General features: G+C 59.9%; 17 protein-coding genes and 2 pseudogenes. 7 read left to right on the forward strand and 12 right to left on the reverse strand.

Annotated elements, in window-relative coordinates; genetic code table 11:
* Positions 1-13: 13 nt before the first annotated feature.
* From LJU29_RS14840 to LJU29_RS14875, 8 genes are all read right to left on the reverse strand, one after another.
* Complete coding sequence (locus LJU29_RS14840) at positions 14-1,579, reverse strand: ABC transporter substrate-binding protein (RefSeq protein WP_257110858.1); 1,566 nt, start codon at positions 1,577-1,579, stop codon at positions 14-16.
* Positions 1,580-1,630: 51 nt separating this feature from the next.
* A complete protein-coding gene (locus LJU29_RS14845) occupies positions 1,631-2,644 on the reverse strand; it encodes an ABC transporter ATP-binding protein (protein ID WP_005758402.1) in 1,014 nt (337 codons plus the stop codon).
* Positions 2,634-3,632, reverse strand: coding sequence for an ABC transporter ATP-binding protein (locus LJU29_RS14850; RefSeq protein WP_257110859.1), 999 nt, complete (start codon positions 3,630-3,632; stop codon positions 2,634-2,636). The genes LJU29_RS14845 and LJU29_RS14850 overlap by 11 nt, the downstream gene beginning before the upstream one ends.
* Entirely contained in the window at positions 3,629-4,549 is a 921-nt protein-coding gene (locus LJU29_RS14855) for an ABC transporter permease (protein WP_257110860.1), read from the reverse strand. The genes LJU29_RS14850 and LJU29_RS14855 overlap by 4 nt, the downstream gene beginning before the upstream one ends.
* On the reverse strand, positions 4,546-5,520 hold the full coding sequence (locus tag LJU29_RS14860; protein ID WP_002553733.1) for an ABC transporter permease: 975 nt from the start codon (positions 5,518-5,520) through the stop codon (positions 4,546-4,548). Before LJU29_RS14860 ends, LJU29_RS14855 begins: the two co-directional genes overlap by 4 nt.
* Positions 5,517-6,977, reverse strand: a complete 1,461-nt coding sequence (locus LJU29_RS14865; RefSeq protein WP_057454463.1) for an NAD(P)-binding domain-containing protein — start codon at positions 6,975-6,977, stop codon at positions 5,517-5,519. The genes LJU29_RS14860 and LJU29_RS14865 overlap by 4 nt, the downstream gene beginning before the upstream one ends.
* Positions 6,978-7,218: 241 nt before the next feature.
* A complete protein-coding gene (locus tag LJU29_RS14870; protein ID WP_005758411.1) occupies positions 7,219-8,169 on the reverse strand; it encodes a LysR family transcriptional regulator in 951 nt (316 codons plus the stop codon).
* 108 nt (positions 8,170-8,277) lie between these two features.
* Positions 8,278-9,333 carry a GGDEF domain-containing protein gene (locus tag LJU29_RS14875; protein ID WP_054995464.1) on the reverse strand — a complete coding sequence of 352 codons (1,056 nt, stop codon included), beginning with the start codon at positions 9,331-9,333 and terminating at the stop codon, positions 8,278-8,280.
* Positions 9,334-9,735: 402 nt separating this feature from the next.
* Between LJU29_RS14875 and yghX the strand changes: the two genes are divergently transcribed.
* Entirely contained in the window at positions 9,736-10,623 is an 888-nt protein-coding gene (gene yghX / locus LJU29_RS14880; protein ID WP_257110861.1) for a YghX family hydrolase, read from the forward strand.
* 145 nt (positions 10,624-10,768) lie between these two features.
* On the opposite strand, the gene ydiJ is transcribed toward yghX, so the two are convergent.
* Positions 10,769-13,816 carry a D-2-hydroxyglutarate dehydrogenase YdiJ gene (ydiJ, locus tag LJU29_RS14885; RefSeq protein ID WP_257110862.1) on the reverse strand — a complete coding sequence of 1,016 codons (3,048 nt, stop codon included), beginning with the start codon at positions 13,814-13,816 and terminating at the stop codon, positions 10,769-10,771.
* A gap of 151 nt (positions 13,817-13,967) precedes the next feature.
* On the opposite strand from ydiJ, the gene LJU29_RS14890 reads away from it, so the two are divergent.
* The 4 genes and pseudogenes from LJU29_RS14890 to LJU29_RS14905 all read left to right on the forward strand — a co-directional run bounded on the left by LJU29_RS14890 (position 13,968) and on the right by LJU29_RS14905 (position 18,495).
* Entirely contained in the window at positions 13,968-14,873 is a 906-nt protein-coding gene (locus tag LJU29_RS14890; RefSeq protein ID WP_002553726.1) for a LysR substrate-binding domain-containing protein, read from the forward strand.
* Positions 14,874-14,896: 23 nt separating this feature from the next.
* Positions 14,897-15,808 carry a LysR substrate-binding domain-containing protein gene (locus tag LJU29_RS14895; protein WP_257110863.1) on the forward strand — a complete coding sequence of 304 codons (912 nt, stop codon included), beginning with the start codon at positions 14,897-14,899 and terminating at the stop codon, positions 15,806-15,808.
* Positions 15,809-15,996: 188 nt separating this feature from the next.
* Positions 15,997-17,240: pseudogene (locus LJU29_RS14900) on the forward strand (MFS transporter).
* Positions 17,237-18,495, forward strand: a pseudogene (locus LJU29_RS14905) (metal-dependent hydrolase family protein). Before LJU29_RS14900 ends, LJU29_RS14905 begins: the two co-directional pseudogenes overlap by 4 nt.
* 7 nt (positions 18,496-18,502) lie before the next feature.
* On the opposite strand, the gene LJU29_RS14910 reads toward LJU29_RS14905, so the two are convergent.
* Together LJU29_RS14910 and LJU29_RS14915 are read right to left on the reverse strand one after the other, a co-directional pair.
* Complete coding sequence (locus LJU29_RS14910; protein WP_257110864.1) at positions 18,503-19,405, reverse strand: polysaccharide deacetylase family protein; 903 nt, start codon at positions 19,403-19,405, stop codon at positions 18,503-18,505.
* Entirely contained in the window at positions 19,402-20,562 is a 1,161-nt protein-coding gene (locus LJU29_RS14915; protein WP_257110865.1) for a GNAT family N-acetyltransferase/peptidase C39 family protein, read from the reverse strand. Before LJU29_RS14915 ends, LJU29_RS14910 begins: the two co-directional genes overlap by 4 nt.
* A gap of 93 nt (positions 20,563-20,655) precedes the next feature.
* Here LJU29_RS14915 and LJU29_RS14920 point away from each other — a divergent pair, with 93 nt between their 5' ends.
* Complete coding sequence (locus LJU29_RS14920; protein WP_257110866.1) at positions 20,656-22,242, forward strand: RimK family ATP-grasp domain-containing protein; 1,587 nt, start codon at positions 20,656-20,658, stop codon at positions 22,240-22,242.
* Positions 22,243-22,246: 4 nt separating this feature from the next.
* Positions 22,247-23,176 carry a magnesium transporter CorA family protein gene (locus LJU29_RS14925; RefSeq protein WP_057424291.1) on the forward strand — a complete coding sequence of 310 codons (930 nt, stop codon included), beginning with the start codon at positions 22,247-22,249 and terminating at the stop codon, positions 23,174-23,176.
* A gap of 4 nt (positions 23,177-23,180) precedes the next feature.
* Here LJU29_RS14925 and LJU29_RS14930 read toward each other — a convergent pair whose 3' ends face one another.
* Positions 23,181-24,032: an urea carboxylase-associated family protein gene (locus LJU29_RS14930; RefSeq protein ID WP_005732049.1), complete on the reverse strand. Its 852-nt coding sequence runs from the start codon at positions 24,030-24,032 to the stop codon at positions 23,181-23,183.
* Positions 24,033-24,059 lie beyond the last annotated feature (27 nt).

The raw sequence follows: 24,059 nt of genomic DNA on the forward strand, positions 1-24,059 counted from the left end.
GAATGAAAGGAGATCAAGGCTGCTCGGTAACCATGGTTGCCGCCGTGCGGTCACTGACCAGCGGCTCGACCTTCAGGCCTTTGCGCGCCGCCCAGATGTTCTGGTAGTGGAACAGCGGGATGATGCCGACGTCGTCGCTGACCACCTGAACCGAGTCCTGAAGAATCTTGCGCCGTTTGGCCTCGTCGAATTCGGCGGTCGAATCAGCCAGTGCCTTGTCTACCAGCGGATTGCTGTAATGCCCCCAGTTGGACGCGCCCTGGCCCTTGCTGCTGTCGACCGTGGTCAGAATGTTGGTCAGGGCATATGCCGCTTCGCCAGTCCCGTTGCCCCAGGCAATCACACTGATCGCCAGTTCATTCTTGTTGGCCTTGCCCGCGTACACAGCCCACGGCAATACCTCCAGCTGGACCTTGACGCCGATCCGCGTCCAGAATTGCGCCACCGCCTGCATGACCTCCGGTGCCTGCGGATAACGGTCGCCTGGCACATGCACAGTCAGTTGGAAGCCTTCGGGAAATCCTGCCTGCGCCAGCAGATCCTTGGCCTGTTTGACGTCATAGGGAATGTTCTTGATCTGCGGGTTGTAACCGAACGTATTGGCCGGCATCCATTGATTGGCCTCGGTGACGGTGCCTTGCATGATGCGTTCATTGATGGCCGGGCGGTTGATCGCCAGGGACAGCGCCTTGCGCACCCGCACATCCAGCAGCGGGTTTTCGGCCAGCGGCTTGCCTGCGTTGTCACGAATGAACTCATTCGGCCCGGCACGGAAGCTCGGTTGAATGATCAGCGCACGCAAGCCCTGATAGGCGAAGACATTGACACTCGGCGTTTTGCGCAGGCGCTCCACATCGGTTGGCGACACCTTGTCGATCACGTCCACATCACCCGCCAGCAAAGCCGCAGTACGGTTGGCGGCGTTGGCGATGAAGCGAAAATCAACCTTGTCCCAGGTTGGTTTCACGCCCCAGTAGCTGTCGCTACGGGCAAAGATCGTGCGATCACCCGGCACGAATGAGACAAACCGGTAAGGGCCGGTGCCGATCATGGCCTTGCCCGAGTTGTAATCGGCGCTGCTGGCGGTCGCACCTGCATGGCGGCTGACAATGTAGATCGAATCGACGTCCGGCAGCAGGTTGGCGTTAGGCAGACGAGTCTTGATGATCAGCGTGTGCTCATCCTTGGCCTTGACCGATTCAACGGTGCGCATGGCACCTGCATAAGACGCGACACTGCCGGGTACGCTGCGGGCGCGCTCGAAGGAGAAGACCAGATCGTCGGCGGTCAGCGGCGTGCCGTCCTGCCATTTCACGTCATCGCGCAGGGCAAATTCCCAAGTGGTGTCGTCCACGACCTTCCAGCTTTTGGCGAGGCCCGGCAGGGTCTTGTCATCGCGGCGGCTGACCAGCGATTCAAAGGCATGCAGCGCCACCGAACGGTCGCCGGCATAGTTGTTGAGCTGCGGATCGAGCGACGATACCGGGTCGGCATAACCGATACGCAAGTCCTGCGCCGAGACACTGCCAGCGGCCAGAACGAGGGCCGACGCTAACAACGAACGAACGAGTGGTTTCATAGGTGATTCCTTAAACGCAATGGCAGAGGGTGACGAGCTTCAGGCGCTCGTTCAGCGTTGATCATTCAAATGGCACGCGCTCTGGTGGTTCGGCGAAACCTCCCTCAGCGCTGGAACTTCCTCGCGGCAGCGCGCCATGGCGTGCGGACAGCGAGGGTGGAAATGACACCCGGTTGGCGGGTTCAGCGGGCTGGGGATTTCCCCTTTGATCGCGTCATAACGGGTACTGCGGATATCAAATCGCGGGATCTGCGCCAGCAGGGCCTGGGTATACGGGTGATTGGCACGCGCAAACAGGTCATCGACCGATGCGGTCTCGACCACACGGCCCAGGTACATCACGACCACGCGGTCGCACAGATGCTCGACCACGCCCAGGTCATGACTGATAAACAGATAGGTCAGACCCAGCTCGTCGCGCAGGTCCATGAACAGGTTGAGAATCTGGGCCTGAATCGACACGTCCAGCGCTGCTACCGACTCGTCGCATACCAACAGTTCCGGCTGCACCGCCAGTGCACGGGCAATGCCGATGCGCTGACGCTGACCGCCACTGAATTGATGGGGATAACGCTGGCGCAACTGCGGGCTGAGCCCGGCACGTTGCAACTGGGCACTGACGTAATCATCGGCCCCTTTGCGGTCGGTCAGGCCATGCAGCAGCGCGCCCTCCCCGACGATACGGTCGACCCGCAGGCGCGGGTTGAGGCTTGACGACGGGTCCTGAAAAATCATCTGTACTTTCAGGCGCAGCGCCTTGCGCTCCTGCGTGGTCAGGCTGTCGAGCGGCTTGCCGTCCACCGACGCGACACCTGACGAGACCGGCAGCAGCCCGGCAACCATGCGTCCCAAGGTCGATTTGCCGCAGCCCGACTCGCCCACCAGCCCGACCACTTCGCCACGCATGATCCGCAGATCGATTCGATCCACAGCATGGGTCACCGGTTTCGGACGGGTCAGGTGCAGTCGCTGCAGCAGTCCTTGAAGAGAGTGTTCGGCCACCGGTTTGCCGAAGGTCTTGCTGACCTGGTGCAGCTCGATAAGGGGAATCAGATCACTGGGCATCGGCAGCTCCCGGATGAAAGCAGCGAACCGTCTGGCGCGGTCCCGCCTCGTGGGGTTCGGGGTCGCTCTGTACACATATCTGCGACGCTCTGGAGCAGCGCGCCGCAAAGGCGCAGCCGGCAGGCATAGACAGAAGGTCCGGCGCCATGCCGGTTATCTGACGCAGGCGCTGGCCACGCTTGTTGCGACTTGGCAGGCTGTCGATCAGCCCCTGTGTATAAGGGTGTTGCGGGCGATCCAGCACCTCGGCGACCGGGCCTTGTTCGACAATGCGTCCGGCGTACATCACTGCCACGTCATCAGCCAGCCCGGCAATCACGGAAAGATCATGGGTGATCCAGATCAGTGAGGTGCCCTGCTCACGTACCAGCTTCTGCACCTCACTGAGAATTTGCGCCTGAATGGTGACGTCCAGCGCAGTGGTTGGCTCATCGGCAATGATCAGGTCCGGGGCGTGCAGCAGCGCGATGGCAATCGCCACTCGCTGGCGCATGCCGCCAGACAGTTGATGCGGGTAGGCGCGCAGGCGTTCTTCAGGGCTGGCGATGCCCATCAGCGCCAGAGTACGACTGGCATGCTCACGGGCCTCTCGCCTGCCGAACGGGCTATGCGCGCGCACCGCTTCGATCATTTGCGTGTCGACCCGCAGCACCGGGTTGAGGGTCATCATCGGGTCCTGAAAAATCATCGCCACCCGGTTGCCCTGAATGCCGCGCAGTTGCGAGGCAGACAGTTTGGTCAGATCACGCCCTTTGAACAGCACCTGCCCGCCACTGATGCGTCCTGGCTCATCGACAAGGCCGAGAATCGAAAACCCGGTGACCGATTTGCCCGAACCCGACTCACCGACCAGGCCGAGAATACGCCCCGACTGCACGCTCAAGGACACATCACGCACCGCCGGCAGCACGCCTGCGCGAGTATGGAACGAAGTGCACAGGCCACGCACATCAAGGGTTGGCTGTGCTGACACCTCAGGCTGGCTCATCGCTGCAACCTCGGGTTGAGAACATCACGCAGACGGTCACCGACCAGATTGATCGCCACAATGGTGATCAACAGCGCCAGCCCCGGAAACAGGCTGATCCAGTATTCATTACTGAGCATGTACTGAAAGCCGTTGGCAATCAGCAGCCCCAGTGAAGGCTCGGTCACCGGCACACCCAGACCGAGAAACGACAGGGTCGCTTCCAGGGTAATGGCGCGGGCGATTTGCAGCGCGCCGATCACGATCAGCGGCGGCAGGCAGTTGGGCAGAATGTGGCCGATCACAATGCGCAGCGGACCAACGCCCTGCCCGCGCGCTGCATCGACGTATTCGCGACGGCTTTCGGTTAGCGCCTGACCACGCGCTGTAGGGGCGTAGTAGGCCCATTCAAGCACTATCAGGGTAAGCATCACGTTGCCGACGCCCTTGCCCAGCCAGGCGAGAATCATCAGAGCCATGAGAATGACCGGGAATGACAGCAGCAAGTCGACCAGACGCATCAGCAAGGCATCGACCCAGCCGCCGACATACGCAGATACAAGCCCCAACAACGTGCCGATCACTGCCGCAATCAGCGCCGAGCCAATGCCGACCCACAGGCTGATGCGCAGGCCATAGATAATCGCCGAGACCAGATCGCGACCCTGTCCGTCGGTGCCCAGCCAATAGGTATAGCCGCTGTCCATATTGACGCTGCCTGGCGGCATTCGCGCATCCATCACGTTGAGCTGCATCAGGTCGTAGGGGTTCTGCACCACGATCCAGGGTGCCAGGGCTGCAACCAGCACAATGAGCAGCAGGACCACCAGGCCCGTCACCGCAGTGGGCGAGCTGAAGAACTCGGTCAGCACTCGTAGCCAGGGTGACTGGGCCTGCAACAGCGTGCTGCCGATCGGGGCTTTTTCAATGACATTCATCGGGAGGCCTCGATGCGTACACGTGGGTCCAGCAGGTAATACAAGCCGTCGACGATCAGGTTGAGCACCACGAAAATCACCACGACCACCATCAGGTAAGCGACCACCACCGGGCGGTCAAGCATGTTGATGCTGTCGAGAATCAGCTTGCCGGCACCCGGCCAGGCGAAAATGCTTTCAGTCACCACGGCATAGGCGATGGTCGAGCCCAGTTCCATGGCCAGCACCGTCACCACCGGAATCATGGTGTTGCGCATGACGTGCATGCACATCACACGCATCGGCGACAGGCCCTTGGCCCGGGCGAATTTGACGAATTCCTGAGGCAGCACCTCACGCACGCCCGCACGGGTCAGGCGCAGCACCAGCGAAATCTTGAACAGCGCGAGATTCAGCGCAGGCAGTAACAGATGTTGCAAACCGTCCAGCGTCAGCCATGACCATTGCACGCCCAGCCATTCACGGGTTTCGCCCCGGCCACTGGCCGGCAACCAACCCAGCGTGATCGAGAACAGCATGATCATCATCAATGCCACCCAGAACGCCGGCAGCGAAAAACCGACGATGCTGGCAGCCATCATCAGCCGGGAAAGCGGGTGCTCGGGGTACATACCAGCGAACATGCCCAACGGCACACCGATGACTACGGCCAGAAACAAGGCGCTGAACGCTAGCTCAAAGGTCGCGGGCAAGCGCTGCAGAATCAGGCGCATGGCATCTTCGTGGTACACAAAACTTTGCCCAAGATTGCCGTGAACCGCGCCTTTGAGAAAAATCAGGTACTGCTGCCACAGCGGCTGATCAAGCCCCAGGTGAGCGATGGCCTGCAGACGTTCGGCCTGATTGAGGTCTTCACCAACCAGAATATCCATCGGATTACCGATGGCGTTGAGGCCGACGAACACCACCACGGTCATCAACAGAATGACCAGCAAAGACTGAGTGAGCCTGCGCAGCGCCCAGCCAATCATTGGCGCAGCTCTTCAGCGGTCGGCTGGCTGGCCACCCACTCATCGCCCAGCAGCTCTGGTTCGGCGTAATCGAGCATGGTGTCGAAATGCAGAACGATGTCCTCATTGAACAACTGCCCGACCAAGGCATGGGCCAGACGCTTGGAGCCTTCGCTGATGGCAGGAATATCCCCGGATACCGCGCCATAGCTCAGCGCTGCCGGGTAACTGAAGCAATGGATATGGTTAAGCCCCGGACAGGCGCCGGGGGTCTTTTCCTGAAACTCGAAGCAATTGCCCAAATCTGGCAGCACCGCCAGTTCGCTGTCGGTTTCGCCTTGCGGCGCTTCGAAACGATCCTGCCAGACGCGAATCTGCGACGAAAACGGGGCAAATTCAGGGCGCTGGCGGAAGTCGGTACGAAACCCGGTGGCAAACACCACACAATCGGCCTCTATACGCGCTTTGGGCGTGTTCAGCCACACGCCGCCGGCCGGGTTCTGTTCGACTGAAAGCACCGGGCTATCGAGCATGAAGCGGGCTTTGCCCGAACCAGAAACTCTGAGCGTACTGCCGCGTGGCGGTGGCACTTGCTGAGTGTTCAGGTAGTGGCGAATGCGCCATTTCCAGATATCCGGCAGGCGCCAATAACCGTGAACCATTCCCGGGTTACCGACCCCCTTGCCTTTGTTGATGCGAGGCAGCTCGGCGCGCCGGATGAGCAGGTCAACCCGCGTTGCGCCCGCTTCAAGCGCAGTGGCGGCGCTGTCCATGGCCGATGCGCCACCACCGATGACTGCCACACGTTTACCGGTGAACCAGCCATCCTGCAGGCCCGCCGCCGAATGCGTCCACAAATGCTCCGGCAACTGCCGGGCAAAATCCGGCACCCAGGGGCCGCCCAGACCGTCACGGCCCGTGGCGAGCACCACATGTCGGGCCAGCAGGAATTGCGTTTGCACAGGCGTCACGATATCCAGTTCGATCAGGCCGTCCGCTCTGGGTGCGACCCGGCTCACCCGGTGTTCGTTGCGCACGTCCAGCGCCAGCACCTTGCGATACCAACGCAAGTATTCGGCCCATTGCAGGCGTGGAATCTTGTCCAGTAATGCCCAGCCGTCGATACCGAATTGCGCTTCGTACCAGGCGCGGAACGTCAGCGCCGGTAGCCCCAGCGCCGGTCCGGTCAGTTGCTTTGGCGAACGCAGGGTTTCCATTCGCGCGGTGGTTGCCCAAGGGCCTTCGAAACCGGCCGGGGATTGATCGAAAATCACCGCCGCCACGCCGAGGTTGCGCAGTTCTGCGGCCAGAGCAAGACCGGCCATGCCACCGCCGATGATCGCCACATCAAGCACTGCCTGCCCGGCGCTCATCCTGGCTTTGACCCAAGGCCTGGCGGGCAGGTCCAGCCAGGCCAGATCCTGCTGCAAACGAGCTTCCAGGGCCGCCAGACCAGCGGGTGCATTTACATCTGACATTGATCGGTACTCGAAAAAATGTTCGGGCCACAAGCCCAAGCGGTGACTCAAACACTTCAAGAATCATTCCAATGTCGCACTAAATGAATTCTTTAAGCCTTTGAATGCTTAATTCGAATAGTAAGAGGCGCTTTTTTATTCTCGCAATGCGCAAAAAAGCATATTGATATTCCTGAATGGAATTCTAACGGGCTCTGCGTGCGGTGCCGTGGAGCGTCACGACACGCATTGCACCTCACGCTCACTCGGCATAAATGCTCTGCAACAGGGCATCGTGCGCGCTGGCTTCGTGCATGATCATTGCCGGCAACAGGGTTTTTGCGCTGTCGGCAATCTCATCGATCAGCGCGCTTGCCACATCGGACAACGGGCTGGCGAAGGCTGAAATCAGACCGAAGAAAAACGGGATGTTGCAGGCGATCGGCCGGACCACCACACCTTGCAACGGCACGCCGATGGCGGTGAAAGGATCGACCAGCGCAATGCCCAACCCGACTCTGGCCATTTGCATGGCGATCAGGGACGTATTGGTGTCAAGCATGCGCGGCGGCTGACCGCCCGCGTCCTGAAACGCCTTGTCGATGCGTCGACGAAAGCGATACGGGTTGGCCATGGTGATCAGCGTTTGCTGACGCAGCAGCTCCATCGACAGCACTTTGTGGGTGGCCAGCGCAGAATCGGCAGGCAATACCGCCACGCAAGGCGCTTCGCCGATCCAGTGGATTTCCAGGCCGCGATGCTCCAGCGGCAAGCTTACCGCGCCCAGGTCCATGGTTTTCGACAACACGGCCTGAACCACATTTTCCGGGGACATGCTCTGCAACTGGATCTGCTGCGGACGCAGATGTTCAGGCAAGCGCGACAAGGCCGTGGGCAGCAAACCAGCCGCCAGGGCCGAGATCGCTACCAGCTTGATCTGGTGATTTTCTTCCTGGGCAATATGCTGCGCACGTTGGCGGATATTCCGCACGCCCAGCAGCGCGCTCTCCACTTCGCCATACATCATGAACGCCTTGTGGGTAGGCGTGACCTTCGGCCCGCTGCGCTCGAACAAGGCAAAACCCAATTCCTGCTCAAGCTCCTGAATGGCCCGTGTAACCGATGGCTGAGAACGGCCAAGCATTTTCCCGGCAGCAGTGACACTGCCTGCCGACATGACCGCCGCGAAGGCTTCGAGCTGACGCAAATCCATAAGCATGCCTTGATCGATACATAGCCAATGAGGAAGCGCGACGCAATGCGCCCTCTGTTCAAAGCGCGAAAGTCTACACGCTGATGGAGCACTGGGTGAATGAACACCTCACCCGGCGATCATTACCCGGTTTCGGCCTTGTTGTTTGCCCAGATAAAGCGACGTGTCGGCACGATTGAGGGTTATCTGAAAGGTCTCGCCCGCGGCAAGGGTTGCCATGGCAAGGGTTGCGGTGACCGCAATGCTGCGTTCATCGATCTGACCGGCCTCTTCAGCAATACGCCGCCAGATGCGCTCCGCCACCCGCAGTGCATCATCGGGCGCGGTGTCCGGCATCAGCACCAAAAACTCCTCACCGCCCCAACGGGCAGCCATATCGCTGTTGCGCACGCTTGAACTGATGACTTCGGCCACCCGCTGCAACACCGCGTCACCGGTCTCATGCCCGTGAAGATCATTGATCTGTTTGAAATGATCGATGTCGAGCAGGATCAGTGAAGCCGAGAACCCCTGACGCCTTGCCTCCAGCTCGCGTATGCGATGCAGGACTCTCCTGCGCGTATAAAGATTGGTCAGGCTGTCGCGGTTGGCAATATGAAACAGGCTCAGTTGCATCGACGACGTGAAACGTACCGAGAGTGCGGTGGCATAAATCGACAGGACAGTGGCCACCAGCGCATTGACGATACCGAACGCATCAAGCAGGTTCTGGCTAAGGCCTGATTCCTGGCCCATGTGCCGGCGAAAGGCGAAGCATCCGACCAGCGACAGGAGTATCGCCAGGCTATAGGCAATGCGTCTGATAGCGACCAGTTGAAAGGTAAAGGCAATGATCGGGATCACGCAGAACAGGTAGAAGCTGAAGTTGCTTTCCCAGCCCAACTCCCATGTCGCGAGCAGTGCATGACCAATGATTTCCAGACACATCAGCTGTCCGGCCTGGCGATAGCGCTGTCTGCGGATCAGGTAAAGGCAGTTGATGTAGAGCAGCGTGCTGACGATGTTCGCTACCCACAGGACCTTCATGCCCAGCCCCAGGAACACCACCAGCAAGACACAGTGAATGCCCAGCGCGACATACACGATCGGAGTGATGTGTTTCCAGAACTGGATAGCCGTGTCCTTGAACAGCTGGGTGCGGTCTTCCGTCGGGAGGGTCATCATCACGTTATCTCGAAATGCAGGTGGAATATGACCATGAGCGTGGGGTGAAGATCATGATGTGTTGTCGGCCTGAACCGACGCTGCTTGATACGGCGGCTCGATAATATGTTGGCTTGCACAGCGCAAACGCCGCGGCATGTGCCGAAGGAGTCAAATGGACATCACTGATGGCAAGTAGTGCAATTAGATGCCTGATTTTCCTGAACCACTGGCAGCAGGCACGGGCCTGCACATCAGGCTAGTTGGCAAGATCGGTAAGGGATGACGGCTTTTCTTCAATTTGCAGTAGCGATCCCGGTGTTCTGGAAATACTATCGGGACCGGACATTGTGTTGATCGCGCTGCGCCCATCAGCCCGCCAACACGCAGGCAGTCCTGAATGATTCAGAAGGAAGCGTACTGATGGAACGTCTCACTGCAAAAGACTTTGCCCCTGAATTGCTTGAGCTTTACGACTACTACGCGCACGGCCGGATCAATCGACGCGAGTTTCTCGATCGGGCTGCGCTGTTCACCTTCGGCGGCCTGACCGCCAGCGCGCTGCTCGCTTCCCTCAGCCCCAACTACGCGCTGGCCGAACAGGTGGAATTCACCGATCCGGATATCGTTGCCGAGTATGTGTCCTACCCCTCACCCAAGGGGCATGGTCAGGTTCGTGGCTATCTGGTACGCCCGGCAAAAGCCACCGGCAAAGTACCGGCAGTGATCGTGGTGCATGAAAACCGCGGTTTGAACCCCTATATCGAAGACGTTGCCCGTCGTGTGGCCAAAGCCGGTTTCATCGCGCTGGCACCTGACGGCCTGTCCTCGGTTGGCGGCTATCCGGGCAATGACGACAAGGGCCGGGAGCTTCAGCAGACCGTTAACCCGGAAAAGCTCATGAACGATTTCTTCGCTGCCATCGAGTGGCTGATGAAGCATGACGCGAGCACCGGCAAGGTCGGCATCACCGGTTTCTGTTATGGCGGCGGCGTGGCCAATGCTGCAGCCGTGGCGTACCCGGAACTGGGAGCTGCCGTATCGTTCTATGGCCGCCAGCCCAACGCCGAAGACGTGGTGAAGATCAAGGCGCAAGTCATGATTCACTACGGCGAACTGGACACCCGCATCAACGAAGGATGGCCCGCGTACGAGAAAGCCCTGAAAGCGGCTGGCACGACGTACGAAACGTACATCTATCCGGGCGCCAACCACGGCTTCCACAATGACTCCACCCCGCGTTACGACGAAGCCGCGGCCAAACTGGCCTGGGACCGCACATTGGGGTGGTTCAACAAGTACCTGGTCTAAGTTCTGGCCGAACGGCGCGGCACAGATCTGTGACGTTCAGCATCACGCAAGGCATTCCCACGCAGGAGCGTGAGGAACGATAGTTTTGTAACTATCGTGCCCATGCTCCGCGTGGGCATGCCGTTCTGGACGCTCTGCGTCCTCTCTATAGCGCCCTCACCCGTTCCAGCAGTACCTGTAGTGGATGCTGCACCACTTTGCCATCCTGGCGCTTGACCTGGCTGCGGCATGAGTAGCCATCGGCGACCAGTCGACCTTCAACGCCATGCCGGGCCACCAGCGGCTGCCAGGACTGACGATAGATGGTGTCGCTGGTTTTCGCGTTTCGGGTTTCATGCCCATAAGTGCCGGACATGCCACAGCAACCGCTGGCCAGCACATCAAGCCTGAGCCCGGCGCGAGCGAAGGCTTTCTGCCAAAGGCCGACACTGGCGGGCTCGTTGGTCTTTTCAGTGCAATGCGGCAGGAAGTAATACGTCTCACCTGACGGAGCGTCACACTGCTCCTCAAGCGCAGAAGCCAGCCATTCCTGCGGCAGCATGACGGTCGGTACGCTCTCGCTGCCCAGCGTCTTGCTGTACTCCTGGCGATAGACCAGGGTCATGGCCGGGTCCAGACCGATCAGCGGAATGCCGTACCCTGCCAGCTTGCCAAGCGACTGGCTGTTGAAACCGGCAGCCTTCTCGAACGCGGCCAGAAAACCCTGCACGTGCAGCGGCTTGCCGTTGGGTGCGAACGGTGCGAGATAAACCTGATAACCCATGCGCGAGATCAGCTCCAGCCAGTCTGCTGCCAGCGGGGTTTCAAAGTATCGGGTGAACGCATCCTGAACCAGCACCACCGTACGTTTGCGCTCCCGCTCGCCCAACGCGGCCAGACGCTGCGGCGTGGCAATGCCGACATTCCAGCGGGCGCAGGCCGCGCGAAAGTCCATCAGGCTGAGCAATGGGCTGTCGACCATACCGGCGACGTGCTCAAGCAGGTAACGCACCGGTTTTGCGCCCATGATCGCGTTGTACAACCGGGGAAAGCGCGCCAGATGCGGAATGCTGAACTCCAGCGAGCCAATCAGGTAATCCTTGATCGGGCGCAGGTAACGGCTGTGGTACAGCTCCAGAAAACGCGAACGGAACTCAGGCACGTTGACCTTGACCGGGCACTGCCCCGCGCAGGACTTGCAGGCCAGGCAACCGGCCATGGCGTCGTAGACTTCGTGGGAGAAATCCTTCTGCCCCGCCACCCTGGCGACGCTGTTGACGGTTCGCTCGGCAAGGCTTTTCAGTACATTGGCACTGCGCGCCCTGGCGCTGGCGGTGAGGACATTGACGTCCTGCTCGCCTTGCAGACGCAGCCATTCCCTGACCAGCGAAGCGCGGCCCTTGGGTGAGTGAATGCGGTCACGCGTGGCTTTCCATGACGGACACATGGCATCGTCGGTGTCGTAGTTGTAACAGGCACCGTTGCCATTACAGTGCAGCGCGCTGTCGTAGCTCTGCCAGACCCGTTCATCGATAGCGCGATCCAGATCACCGCGCAACGTCACTTCATCCACCAAAGTCAGGCGCGCATCGGGCACCGTAGCCGGTGTGGCGATCTTGCCGGGGTTGAGCTGGTTGAACGGGTCGCACGCGGCCTTGAGCGCCTGCAACGCAGGGTACAACTCGCCGAAATATTCGGGCACGTATTGCGAGCGCAGGCCCTTGCCATGCTCGCCCCACAGCAGCCCGCCGTAGCGCTTGGTCAGCGCGGCGACGGCGTCGGATATCGGGCGAATCAATGCCGCCTGCGCCGGGTCTTTCATGTCCAGTATCGGTCGCACGTGCAGCACGCCTGCATCAACATGGCCAAACATGCCGTATTGCAGGCCGTAGCTGTCCAGCAGCGCCCGAAACTCCTGAATGTAATCGGCAAGGTTTTCCGGTGGCACAGCCGTGTCTTCAACAAACGGCTGCGGCCGCGCTTCACCCTTGACGTTGCCGAGCAGCCCTACCGAACGCTTGCGCATGGCGTAGACGCGGTTTACCGCAGCGCTGCCAGTTGCCAGGGTATGACCTAGGCGCACCACCGAGGTGTCTTTTTGCAGGTGAGCGACGAATGCATGGACGCGCTGTTCCACTTCGTCCAGCTCATCACCACTGAACTCGATCAGGTTGATGCCCAGAGTCGGCGTGGCCGGGTCCTGCGGGAAATACTCGGCCACGCCGTGCCAGACGATATCCTGCATGGCCAGCATCAGCACTTTGGAGTCCACGGTCTCGATGGACAGCGGCTTGTGCGCCATCAACGCCTTGGCATCCCGCAAAGCGTCCATGAAACCGGCATAACGAACGTTGACCAGAATCGAATGTTTGGGGATTGGCAGGACGTTGAGTCGGGCCTCGACGATAAAACCCAGCGACCCCTCGGAACCGCAAAGCACGCTGTTGAGGTTGAAACGCCCGTCTTCCTCACGCAGGTGCGCCAGATCGTAACCGGTCAGGCAACGGTTGAGCGGCGGAAAAACGTCCTTGATCAATTGCGCCTGCGTATCGGCGATCTGCTGCGCAAAGCGATACACATCGCCAGCACGGTCAACACGCGCTTGCTCGCTGGCCAGCTGCTCAGCGCTGAATGCCTGACTGTTGACGTAGGAACCACCGAGCAGCACGGTCGTCAGTTCCAGCACATGGTCACGGGTTTTGCCGTAGGTGCAACTGCCCTGCCCGCTGGCGTCGGTGTTGATCATGCCGCCAATCGTGGCGCGGTTGGAGGTCGACAGTTCCGGCGCGAAAAACAGCCCGTGCGGCTTCAGCGCTGCGTTGAGCTGGTCCTTGACCACGCCGGTCTGCACCCGCACCCAGCGTTCCTCGACGTTGATTTCAAGGATATTGTTCATGTGCCGCGACAGGTCGACCACCACGCCGTCGGTCAACGACTGCCCATTGGTCCCTGTGCCTCCGCCACGCGGGGTCAGCACCACCTGCTTGTGCTCGGGCCGCGCTGCCAGGCGGGCGACAATTGCCACATCATGGCTGTCCATCGGGAACACCGCAGCCTGCGGCAGGCGCTGGTAGATGGAGTTGTCAGTGGCCAGCACAGTACGCGAGCCGAGGTCCCTGGCTATTTCGCCGCGAAAGCCGCCCTCCACCAAGGCATTGAGGAAACGGTCATAGTGACCGACCTGCTCAGAGGTCGGTTTCAACAGCGCAATCATGGGTGGTGTTCCTCGCTAGGCGTTTTATATGCAAAGCACGTATGCTTCGAAACGCTCGAATGCATGACGTTATCAACGGTTAGCGTGATTCTCCGGCCTGTCATGCTTCAGGGCAAACGTAAAACCTGCTGTTTTTCCATGAGCTTTATGAATGAACACCCGAAGACTGACGCCCTCCATGTCGCTGCTGCTTGCCTTCGAGGCGGCCGCCCGGCATGGCAGCTTCACCAAGGCCGCAGACGAACTGGCTTTGACCCAGAGCGCCGTCAGCCGCCAGGTGCAGGCGCTGGAAGCCCAACTGGAAGTCGAGCTGTTCAAGCGTGATGGCAGACGTATCGAACTGACCACGGCCGGTGCCTTGTACCAGCATGAGCTGGCCGCGGCGCTGGGCCGTATTCGCAGTGCAACCCTGCAAACCATTGCGCACAAGGCAGAAGGCGGCACGCTGCACCTGGCCGTGCTGCCCACCTTCGGCTCGAAGTGGCTGTTGCCACGCATGAATGACTTTTACACCCGGCATCCGGGCTATGTGGTGCATATCCACTCACGCATCGTGCATGCCGACCTGACGCCGGCAGCCAGCGAAATGAACGCGATCATCTGTGCGGGTAACGGCAACTGGCCCGGTTACATCGCCCACCCGCTGGTCAGCGAAAAACTGGTGGTCATTGCCAGCCCTGCTGCGCTTGTTGGCTACCAGACGATCACCCCGGCGCAGGTGGCCCAGCATTCGTTGCTGAGCGTGGTATCGCGGCCCAATGCTTGGTCGGACTGGTTCGACAGTAATCGGCTGGACCACCACATCATGCGCCCCGGCCCGAGTTTCGAACTGACCTCGCACCTGATCCAGGCTGTGGCGGCGGGCATCGGTATCGCACTGGTACCGCGCATTCTGGTGCAGGACGAAATCAACAGCGGCGAACTGGTCACCCTGTTCGAGCCGCTGGACAGTGGGCGCAATTACTACCTGGCGTACGCGACGCGCTTTCAGAACCTGCCATCGCTGTGCGTGTTCAGGGACTGGCTGCTATCGACGCCATTTCCCGACCCTTTGTAGACCTGCCCGCAACAGGAGCCGCTGTGCGTATCGAGCCCCTTCCACCCTTGCAGAACCTGATCGCCTTCGAAGCCGCCGTTCGGCACGCTAGTTTTACCCGTGCCGCCAGCGAACTGAACCTCACCCAGAGCGCGATCAGCCGTCAGGTCGCGCAACTGGAGGAATTTCTCGGCCGCGCGCTGTTTCGTCGCGAGCACAAGCGCATTCATCTGACGATCGCCGGGCAGATTTACGCCGAGCAGATCCAGCGCGTGCTGACCCTGTGTGCAGAGGCCACGGCACAAGTCATTACCCATAGCGGCGAACAACAACTGACGCTGGCGTGTTCCAGCGGCGTGGCCGCACTGTGGCTGGGCCCTTTGCTGGGACGCTATCGCGATGCCTTCCCCGCCGTGGATATCCGCCTGCGAGTGGTCGACGGGCTGGACTCGCTGATTCGCGCGGAATTCGATCTGGCGCTGTATTTCCTGCGCGAAACATCACCAACGGGCCTCGACAGTCGTTTGCTGTTCGCCGAATCGGTAAATGCCTACTGCTCGCCAGACTACCTGAACGGCCAGCTGCTGGAACCAGCACAGTTGCTGGACCACTGCCTGCTGATGCTGGAGGACGGGCAACGCCAGCGGCTGTCCTGGGGAGACTGGTTCGGCCGTCAGGGCGTTGATGCGTCGCTGATCCGCAAGCGCATGACCGTCAACCTGTACCCCGTGCTGGTCGACCTGGCTGTCGCCGGGCACGGTATCGTACTTGGCTGGCAACCGATGATTGACCGTCACGTGCAGTCCGGTGCGCTGGTGCCGGCCTGCCAGAAAAGTGTGGGTGCAATAGGCGGCTATTACCTGCTGACCCCCAGCGGCAAGACGCCGCGGCGCGCTGCGCGTGCGTTCGAGAAATGGCTGACAGATGAGATAACCACACTAGCGCCCCGTCTCTGACGCTTGCATGCACATAACGCATGCAAACCTGCGCAATGAGCGTTTTCTTAAAATCGGCCCAGCACCTACTCTCGACTGAAACGGGCAAAAAGACCTGACTCAGCAGCACTTACATCAACCCTGCCCCTTAATCAATGCAGCCACTGCAGGGGGCTTCCCTGCGCGCATCGCATGCAGGAGCTTATCCAGTGAGCACATTACGATCCTCTGCTTCACGCACCCATGAACAAAAGGCACGCCGCGCGGTGACCGCTACGGTGATCGGCAATGGCCTGGAATGGTTTGACTTCACGGTCTACAGCTTCTTCTCGGTGATCATTGCCAAAGTGTTCTTCCCCACCGGCAGCGAGCTGACCTCTTACCTGTTGGCGCTGGCGACCTTTGGGGTCGGCTTCTTCATGCGTCCGGTGGGCGGCATTGTTCTGGGCATCTACAGTGACAAGCGCGGGCGCAAGGCGGCTTTATCCCTGACCATCCTGCTGATGGCGCTGGGGACGCTGATCATCGGATTGACGCCCAGCTTCGCGCAAATTGGCTATCTGGCACCGCATTCCTGACCGAGCATGCGCCTGAGGGCAAAAAAGCCTTTTACTCCAGCTGGATTCAGGCCAGCATCGGCGTTGCAGTGCTGCTCGGCTCTGCGCTGGGTGCCATTCTGTCCAGTTACCTTACCCAGGCGCAGCTGGAAAGCTGGGGCTGGAGGGTGCCATTTCTGATTGGCACACTGATCGGGCCGGTCGGCTTTTATATTCGCAGCCGGGTGGATGAGACGCCTGCCTACAAGGCCGCAAAACCAGTCGAGTCGCCTCTGCGCGAAGTCATCAAGACCTACCCGCGCCAGACCCTGATCAGCTTTTCGCTGGTGGTACTGTGGACGGTCTGCACCTACGCGATTCTGTTCTACATTCCGTCCTACGCCCAACGCGTGCTTGGCCTGCCGTCATGGATGGGCTTCAGTGCAGGAATGATGGGTGGTGCAGTACTGATCGTCGCCACACCGATTGTCGGTGCCCTCGCAGACCGCAGCGGGCATCGCCCGTGGTTGCTGGGCTCGGCAATTGCCATTTTCTTCAGCGCCTACCCGATGTTCCTGTTCATCAACCAGATGCCGGGACTGTTTTCGCTGCTGGTCTTTGAGCTGGTACTCGGCCTGCTGATTTCCGGATACATCGGTTCGATCCTCGCCGCCTTCGGCGAGTTACTGCCCACCCACGTGCTGTCCACCGGGCTTTCGGTGGCCTACAACTTTGCCGTCACCATTTTCGGCGGCTTTGCCACCTTCACCATCACCTGGCTGATTGCCTCGACCGGCAGCAACCTGGCACCCGCTTTCTACATCATGTTCGCGGCCGTCGTCAGCGGCATTGGTGCGCTGCTGTATCGCGACCGTGCGCCTGCTGCCCATCGTCCCCTGTCTGGAGCTTTCCAATGAGTATTGCTGATCCTACACGCCTGATCCTGCGCAACGGCCGTCTGCTGGACCTGCAAAAAGGGCAATTGATTTCCGGCCAGGAAGTCGTGATCGAGGGTGAGCGCATTATCGACGTGCGTGCCGAAGGCGAGCCTGCCCCGGTTGGCGCGCGGATTATCGATCTGGGCGGCAGAACCCTGATGCCCGGCCTGATCGACTGCCATGTGCATGTGCTGGCTTCCAACGCCAACCTGGGCATGAATGCCCTGCAACCCAACGCAATCATCATGTACCGCGCATTACCGATTCTGGCTGCGATGCTCAACCGCGGTTTTACCACTGTTCGTGATGCCGGGGGTGCCGACTGGGCGCTGGCGCGTTCGATCCAGATGGGGCTGATTCCCGGGCCAAGGATCTTCGCTTCGGGCAAAGCGCTGTCGCAGACCGGCGGCCATGGCGACATGCGCCACGGGGCGAATTGCTGCTCAACGAGCCTTGCTCGTGCTGCTTTCGGGCCGGGGCCATCGCACGCGTAGTGGACGGCGTCGATAACGTGCGTCTGGCCGTGCGCGAAGAGCTGCAACAGGGCGCCAACCAGATCAAGATCATGGCTTCGGGCGGCGTCTCGTCACCAACCGATCCGATTGCCAACACTCAATACAGCGAGGCAGAGATCCGCGCCATCGTTGACGAAGCCGCCGCTGCGAACACCTACGTGATGGCCCATGCCTATACCGCACGAGCGATTCGGCGCGCCATAGAATGCGGCGTAAGAACCATCGAGCACGGCAACCTGGTGGATGCCGACACCGCCCGACTGATGGCCGAAAAAGGCGCATTTGCGGTGCCGACTCAGGTCACCTATGAAATGCTTGCCGAGTACGGCGAGCGCTTCGGCCTGCCAGCGGACTCGGTGGCCAAAATCGAGGATGTGCGCCAGGCCGGCCGCAACGCCCTGCTGCTGTTCGCCGAAGCGGGCGTACCGATGGGCTATGGCTCGGATTTACTGGGGGAAATGCACGAGTACCAGACCCACGAACTGAAGATTCGCGCCGAACTGCTCGGTAATCTGGCGGCGTTACGCAGTGCAACAAGTGTTGCGGCGCAGATACTCCAGCGCGAGGGTGAACTGGGTTGCATCAGCGCCGGTGCGATAGCCGATATGCTGGTGGTGGATGGCGACCCGCTGAGCGATATCGGTTGTCTGGTCGGTCAGGGCGAGCATCTGGCGATGATTGTTCAGGGCGGTCACGTGCGTAAGAACACCCTGGTCTGACCGGGCGTCAGTGAGCGTTGTGGTCCCAGATCCAGTTCCATGCGCCGGGTAGCCTTATAGGCTGCCCCGCGTCCTTGACCGTGCGCGCCAGAGCAGCGCGCTGCAATTGCGCGCTGTCGTCGTAGAACGGCTTGTCGGCAAGTCGCACGCCGGTCTGATGGGCGCTGTCGACCAGTATCTGCAGGTACTCTCGCGCATGCCGCGCGGTGTAGCGGTTCAGGTCGTGAAAGGTCACCACCACCGGAATCACCCCGTCCACCGCAGGCAGCTCTCCGGCGGCGATGCGTTCACGTACTTGCGAGAGCTGACTGACCATGTTCGAACGGCGGCGCAGGCTGAAGTTATAGCCCCAGATCTTGCCGTCATTGGCGCTCAGGTCAGTCAGTAATACATGCAGGTCATGACGCTGGTAGGCGCTGAACGTGCGTTTGTCGTAGTTCCAGAACGGCGGGCGCAACAACGTGGTCGGCACGCCGGTAATCGAGGCGATGATGGCGCAGCCTTGGGTCAGGGACTGCTCCAGCTCCTCATCGGTCAACGAACGATGATTGGTGTGGTGCGGCGTGGCGGTATGAAAGCCGAGCAAATGCCCCTCTTCATGCTGACGATGCATGATCGCCCGCCCCTGATCACTATTCCCTGCGCCTGTGGCGCCGGTCTGCACGAAGAACACGGCTTTGATGTTCGGCTGCAACGGATTGTCGGCCAGGCTGTCGAGTACGGTGATACTGGGGTTGTAAAAAGTCGACGCACTGGGGCCGTCATCAAAGCTCAGCAGGAACCGCACTGGTGGCTGTTTCTGCAACTGTTCGGCAGTTTTTGGCGTCAGAGGGACTGGCGCGCTGATGCAGGCCGACAGGCTCGCGGCGATGGCCAATGCGCAAAGAGCCTTGAGGGCTGACTTGATCAATGTACGGGATCCTGTGGCCGGGCTGCTGAAGCCGCTTGGGAAGCGCACGCATGATCATCCACAGGCGCGGCAAACACAATCACTGCCCCCCGAAGTTTATCGGCACCGAAACAACTCATGCGATTGAAATCGGCATGGCTTACCGGCATATGCTGGCAGTCGATGGCCTGCCGATGCAGGCTGTGATCAATATCGGGATCGTGCAGATAGACGAAATCGCTGTCGCAATCGGTGACCATCACCCAGTGCGGTGCCTTGGAGCGTGTCAGGCGATAGCTGCTGATCAGCACCAGCGGCTTGCCGCTCTCGGCCAGTACGCGAGGCAGGTTCAATGAGCGGTTGGGCAGCGTCTCTACACCGCAGGTTCGCAGCTCATGACAGAACTGCTCATGAACCAGGCGAATCACCTGTTTCTTGTTGTCGCTGCGCACGCCGCCCAGAAACAGCGGGCCTGCTACCGACACCAGCAACTTCACGGCAAAGCCCCGTCGCCGGGCAGCCAGCGCCAGCCCTTGAGGGCTGCATCCACCGTGGCCGGAGGTCATGAACACCGTGGTCGCCTCGCGCCAGATCTGCAGTTCTTCGGCGCGATCCATCAAACGCGCAGGATGTAGAGCCTTCATCGCCATCAATAGGCAGGCAGGACCACAGGTGAACTCCAGGGTCTGCTGGTAGTAAGGCACTGAACGACTGTCCAGCCGGGCGTGCTCGACGATACGTTTCTCGTAGCGCAAGGCCGGGGCATGGTCCTGGTAATAGTCGTCGACCTGAGCGAAACGCCGGTAACCATTGCGTTCGTACAGCCCGATAGCCGAGTGGTTATCAGGGCGCACCTCAAGGCGCAGGTAAGCGCAGTCGCGGCCCACGGCCTGCTGCTCGGCACGTTGCAACAACTGCTTGCCCAGCCCCTTGCCCCGCGCCGCATCGGCAATCGCCAGCGAATACAAACGCCCCAGCGAGGTGCCCCGATGAAAAAGCACCAGCGCATAGCCGGTGAGCTGTCCGGCCTGCTCGGCGACGATCAGGCTGGCATTGGCGCGGCGAATCATCCAGTGAAAGCTGCGCGCGGTCAGACGGTCGCCGTCAAAGCACTGGTTCTCCAGAAGCAGCAAGTCGTCGACATCGGTTTCAACTGCATCGCGAAATATAAAGTCCATCTGCACCGCCGTAAAAGTTGTGTAACGAAACGGGACATTTCAAAAAGCACATGCTTAATAGAAAGGACTTGTTTCCCATCGGATCGATTACACATGTCAGCGGCACAGGTGAAGATGAACGAAGTATCTGCGCAACTTGCGCTTTCAGCAACAACCCGACGAGCAGACCCCACAACACTCTTTGCAGCGCAGAGGCAACTGGTGATTATTGTCGAACGGCTCGAAGACTGGGCATCGTACTTCCCCAGCGAAGACTTGATCAGCGCCCAGGATTATCTGGAAAAGCCGCTGAAAGCCACGGCAGGCAAGCGTGTGCAAGTCATCAACCTGTGCCGCAGCTACAAATACCTGGGCCATGGTTATTACTGTTCCCTGCTGGCCGAAGCACGCCAGCACAATGTCATTCCCTCGGTAAAGACCATCAGCGAGTTGACCCGCAAGTCACTCTACGGCCTGGCCCTCGATGACCTGGACAAGTTGCTGGAAACCGCACTTCAGGATCACCCCTATGACGACACCGAAGGGTTTACCCTGACACTTTACTTCGGTCAGACCACACTTGAGCCGTTGAAGGATCTCGCCCGTCAATTGTTTGAAGTCTTCCCCTGCCCGATCCTGATGGTGGAGTTTCGCAAGCGTGACAATTGGCACATTGCCGGTATCAAGGCAGGCGCTCTGCCGCGCCTGCGCGATGATCAGCAGGATGAGTTCGCCATGGCGCTGGAAGGCTTCAGCCGCAACGTCTGGCGCCAGCCCAGCTCCCGGCGCATGGCCCGCTATGACCTGGCGATCCTGCATGACCCGCAGGAACAGCTGCCACCGTCCAACACCGAGGCGCTGGCCAATTTCATCCGCGTCGGTCAGCGCCTGGGCATCGATGTCGAGCTGATCGAAAAGAAAGACTACGCCCGACTGGCCGAGTACGACGCGCTGCTGATTCGCGAAACCACCAGCGTTGAAAACCACACCTACCGCTTTGCCAAGAAGGCCGAGAGCGAGGGGCTGGTGGTAATGGATGACTCCACCTCGATCCTGCGCTGCACCAACAAGGTGTACCTGACTGACCTGCTAAAAAGCCACGATCTGGGCATGCCGCGAACGGAAACCCTCTACAAGGACCGCCCGGAAGAACTGCAGCACGTGGCCACACGCCTGGGTTTCCCGCTGGTATTGAAGATTCCCGATGGCTGTTTTTCCAGAGGCGTGATCAAAGTCAGTACGCCCGAGGAAATGCATACGGCGACAGCCCAATTGTTCGAGCATTCGGTGTTGTTGCTGGCTCAGGAGTTTTTCTACACCGAGTACGACTGGCGCATTGGCATTCTCAACCGCAAACCGATATTCGCCTGCCAGTACTTCATGTCCAAAGGGCATTGGCAGATCTACAACCACAAGGCAATCGGTGCCAAGGTCATTGGCGAATGCCGTACCCTGGCGGTGCACGAAGCGCCGCGCGCCGTGGTCGAACTGGCGCTCAAGACTGCCAACCTGATTGGTGACGGCTTGTATGGCGTGGACCTGAAACAGTCAGGCGATCAAGTGGTGGTGATTGAGGTCAACGACAACCCGAATCTGGATGCCGGCATCGAAGACGCTTATCTGCAGGATGATCTGTACAGCCTGGTGCTGGAAGAATTCGTCCGCCGTCTGGAGCTCAAGCGCCTCGGCCAGGCATGGTGAAACGATGATTCAGGGCCTGAAACTCGACAACAACCAGTTGCTGGCATGTGACCCGCAAAAGGCTCAGGTGCTGTGGTTCAGCAAACCCGATGCCGGGGAACGCAGATTATTGCTGGAGCGATTTCACCTTGATGAGCATGCCGTTGCCTCGGCACTCGACCCCGACGAAATTTCGCGCATCGAGTTTCACCCTGATGCGTTGTTCGTCATCTGGAAACGTCCCGAGAACTATTCGGGCAAGGACAGCTTCTCGTTCGACGTTTCGTCCTTTGGCGTGCTGTTGAGCCGGGACCAGCTGGTGCTGATCTGCGATGACGAGCAACCCTTGAGCGCGCTGGGGGCTCACCGCCCGTTGGACCAGCCGCTGGATATCCTTCTGGAGCTGCTGTTCAACAATATTCATCACTATCTGGGCCATTTGAAAGTCATCAAGATGGTCGCCCGGGAATTGCAGCAGAAATTCAACTCTTCCCTGGAAAACCGCCATTTGCTGCAGATGTTCAACCTCAGCGAAAGTCTGGTGTATTACATCAATGCCATCCACAGCAACGGTGCGGTCCTGACGCGTCTGCGCAACCATGCGCAAGGCCGGCAATACGCAGCCGACAGCCTGGCGCTGATCGACGACATGATCATCGAGAACGACCAGTGCTACAAACAGGCGGAGATCTATTCCACGGTGTTCGCCGGGTTGATGGATGCACGCGGAAATCTGGTCAATAACAGCACCAACACCCTGCTGCGCAAACTGACGCTAATCAATGTGGTGTTTCTGCCCCTGAACCTGATTGCCGGGATCGGCGGCATGTCGGAATTCAGCATGATGACCGCCCCGCTGCACTGGTGGGTGGCCTACCCGGCACTGCTTCTGGCCATGCTCGGGCTGGGGGCGATGATGGTCTGGGGGCTGCGCAAGATGGCTCGCGCAGCCTGAGCGGTTATTTTTCCCATTCAGCCTTGGCAATCTGCAAGCCATGCTGACCGTTATAAGCTGCACGTTCGGGAGACTGCCAACCCTCCAGCAACGCAGCGTCGAGATCGTAGATTTCGACGCCCAGCGGACGGCAAACGCTTAACGGGTCCTGCGCGTCAGGCCCCCACATCGGCAGTGACAGGTCGCCACCCGGACAGGTCGACAAGGCGCACAGCAGGTCGATTTCAGCAAAGAACTCCAGGTAATCGCCCTTTTGCGCCGGACAGGCTTTCATGAAGTACATGTCGTCATGGTTCAGGCCGGTGCACTGGAAGATATTCAACACGTCATGCACATCGAATTCGGTCAGCCCGTGCGGCAACACTGCGCGGGTCAGGTTCGAATGGCAGTGATGATGAAAGTCTTCGCCGGTCAGCATCTTGTTGACGTAGGGATCACAGCGCGTGCCGAGCAAATCGTGCAGACGGCCACCATGCTCGTCGATCCCGTAGCTGGCCAGGCTGTCATCGGTGATGGTGACCAGCGGCCGTAAAAACGGCAGGTTCGACCACAGCCGGTCATGGGTGCTGACATGCGCGCCCTGCAACTGACGCGTGCGCGCCGCCCACAGGCGTTCCCGAGGGTCGTTGGCGTTCCACAGATTGAAATCGCCCACCTGCGGGCCAACCGGTGTGGTAACACGAAACACCTGACCGGCCTTGACCTTCCAGGCCCGCCCGGTACGAATCGGCACTTCGAATTGCTCGACGAGGGTACGCTGCTGCGCATTCGTGCGGATACGCTCGTAAAAGGCCGTATCCACTTGCAGCGCCGCGCCTTTGCTGACCTGGTAAGCGGCTGGGTAGTCTTTGTACATACAGGGCTTCTCGTTGGCAGGATGTAC

It is taken from the genome of Pseudomonas ficuserectae, from assembly GCF_024584585.1.
GTDB lineage: Bacteria > Pseudomonadota > Gammaproteobacteria > Pseudomonadales > Pseudomonadaceae > Aquipseudomonas > Aquipseudomonas amygdali.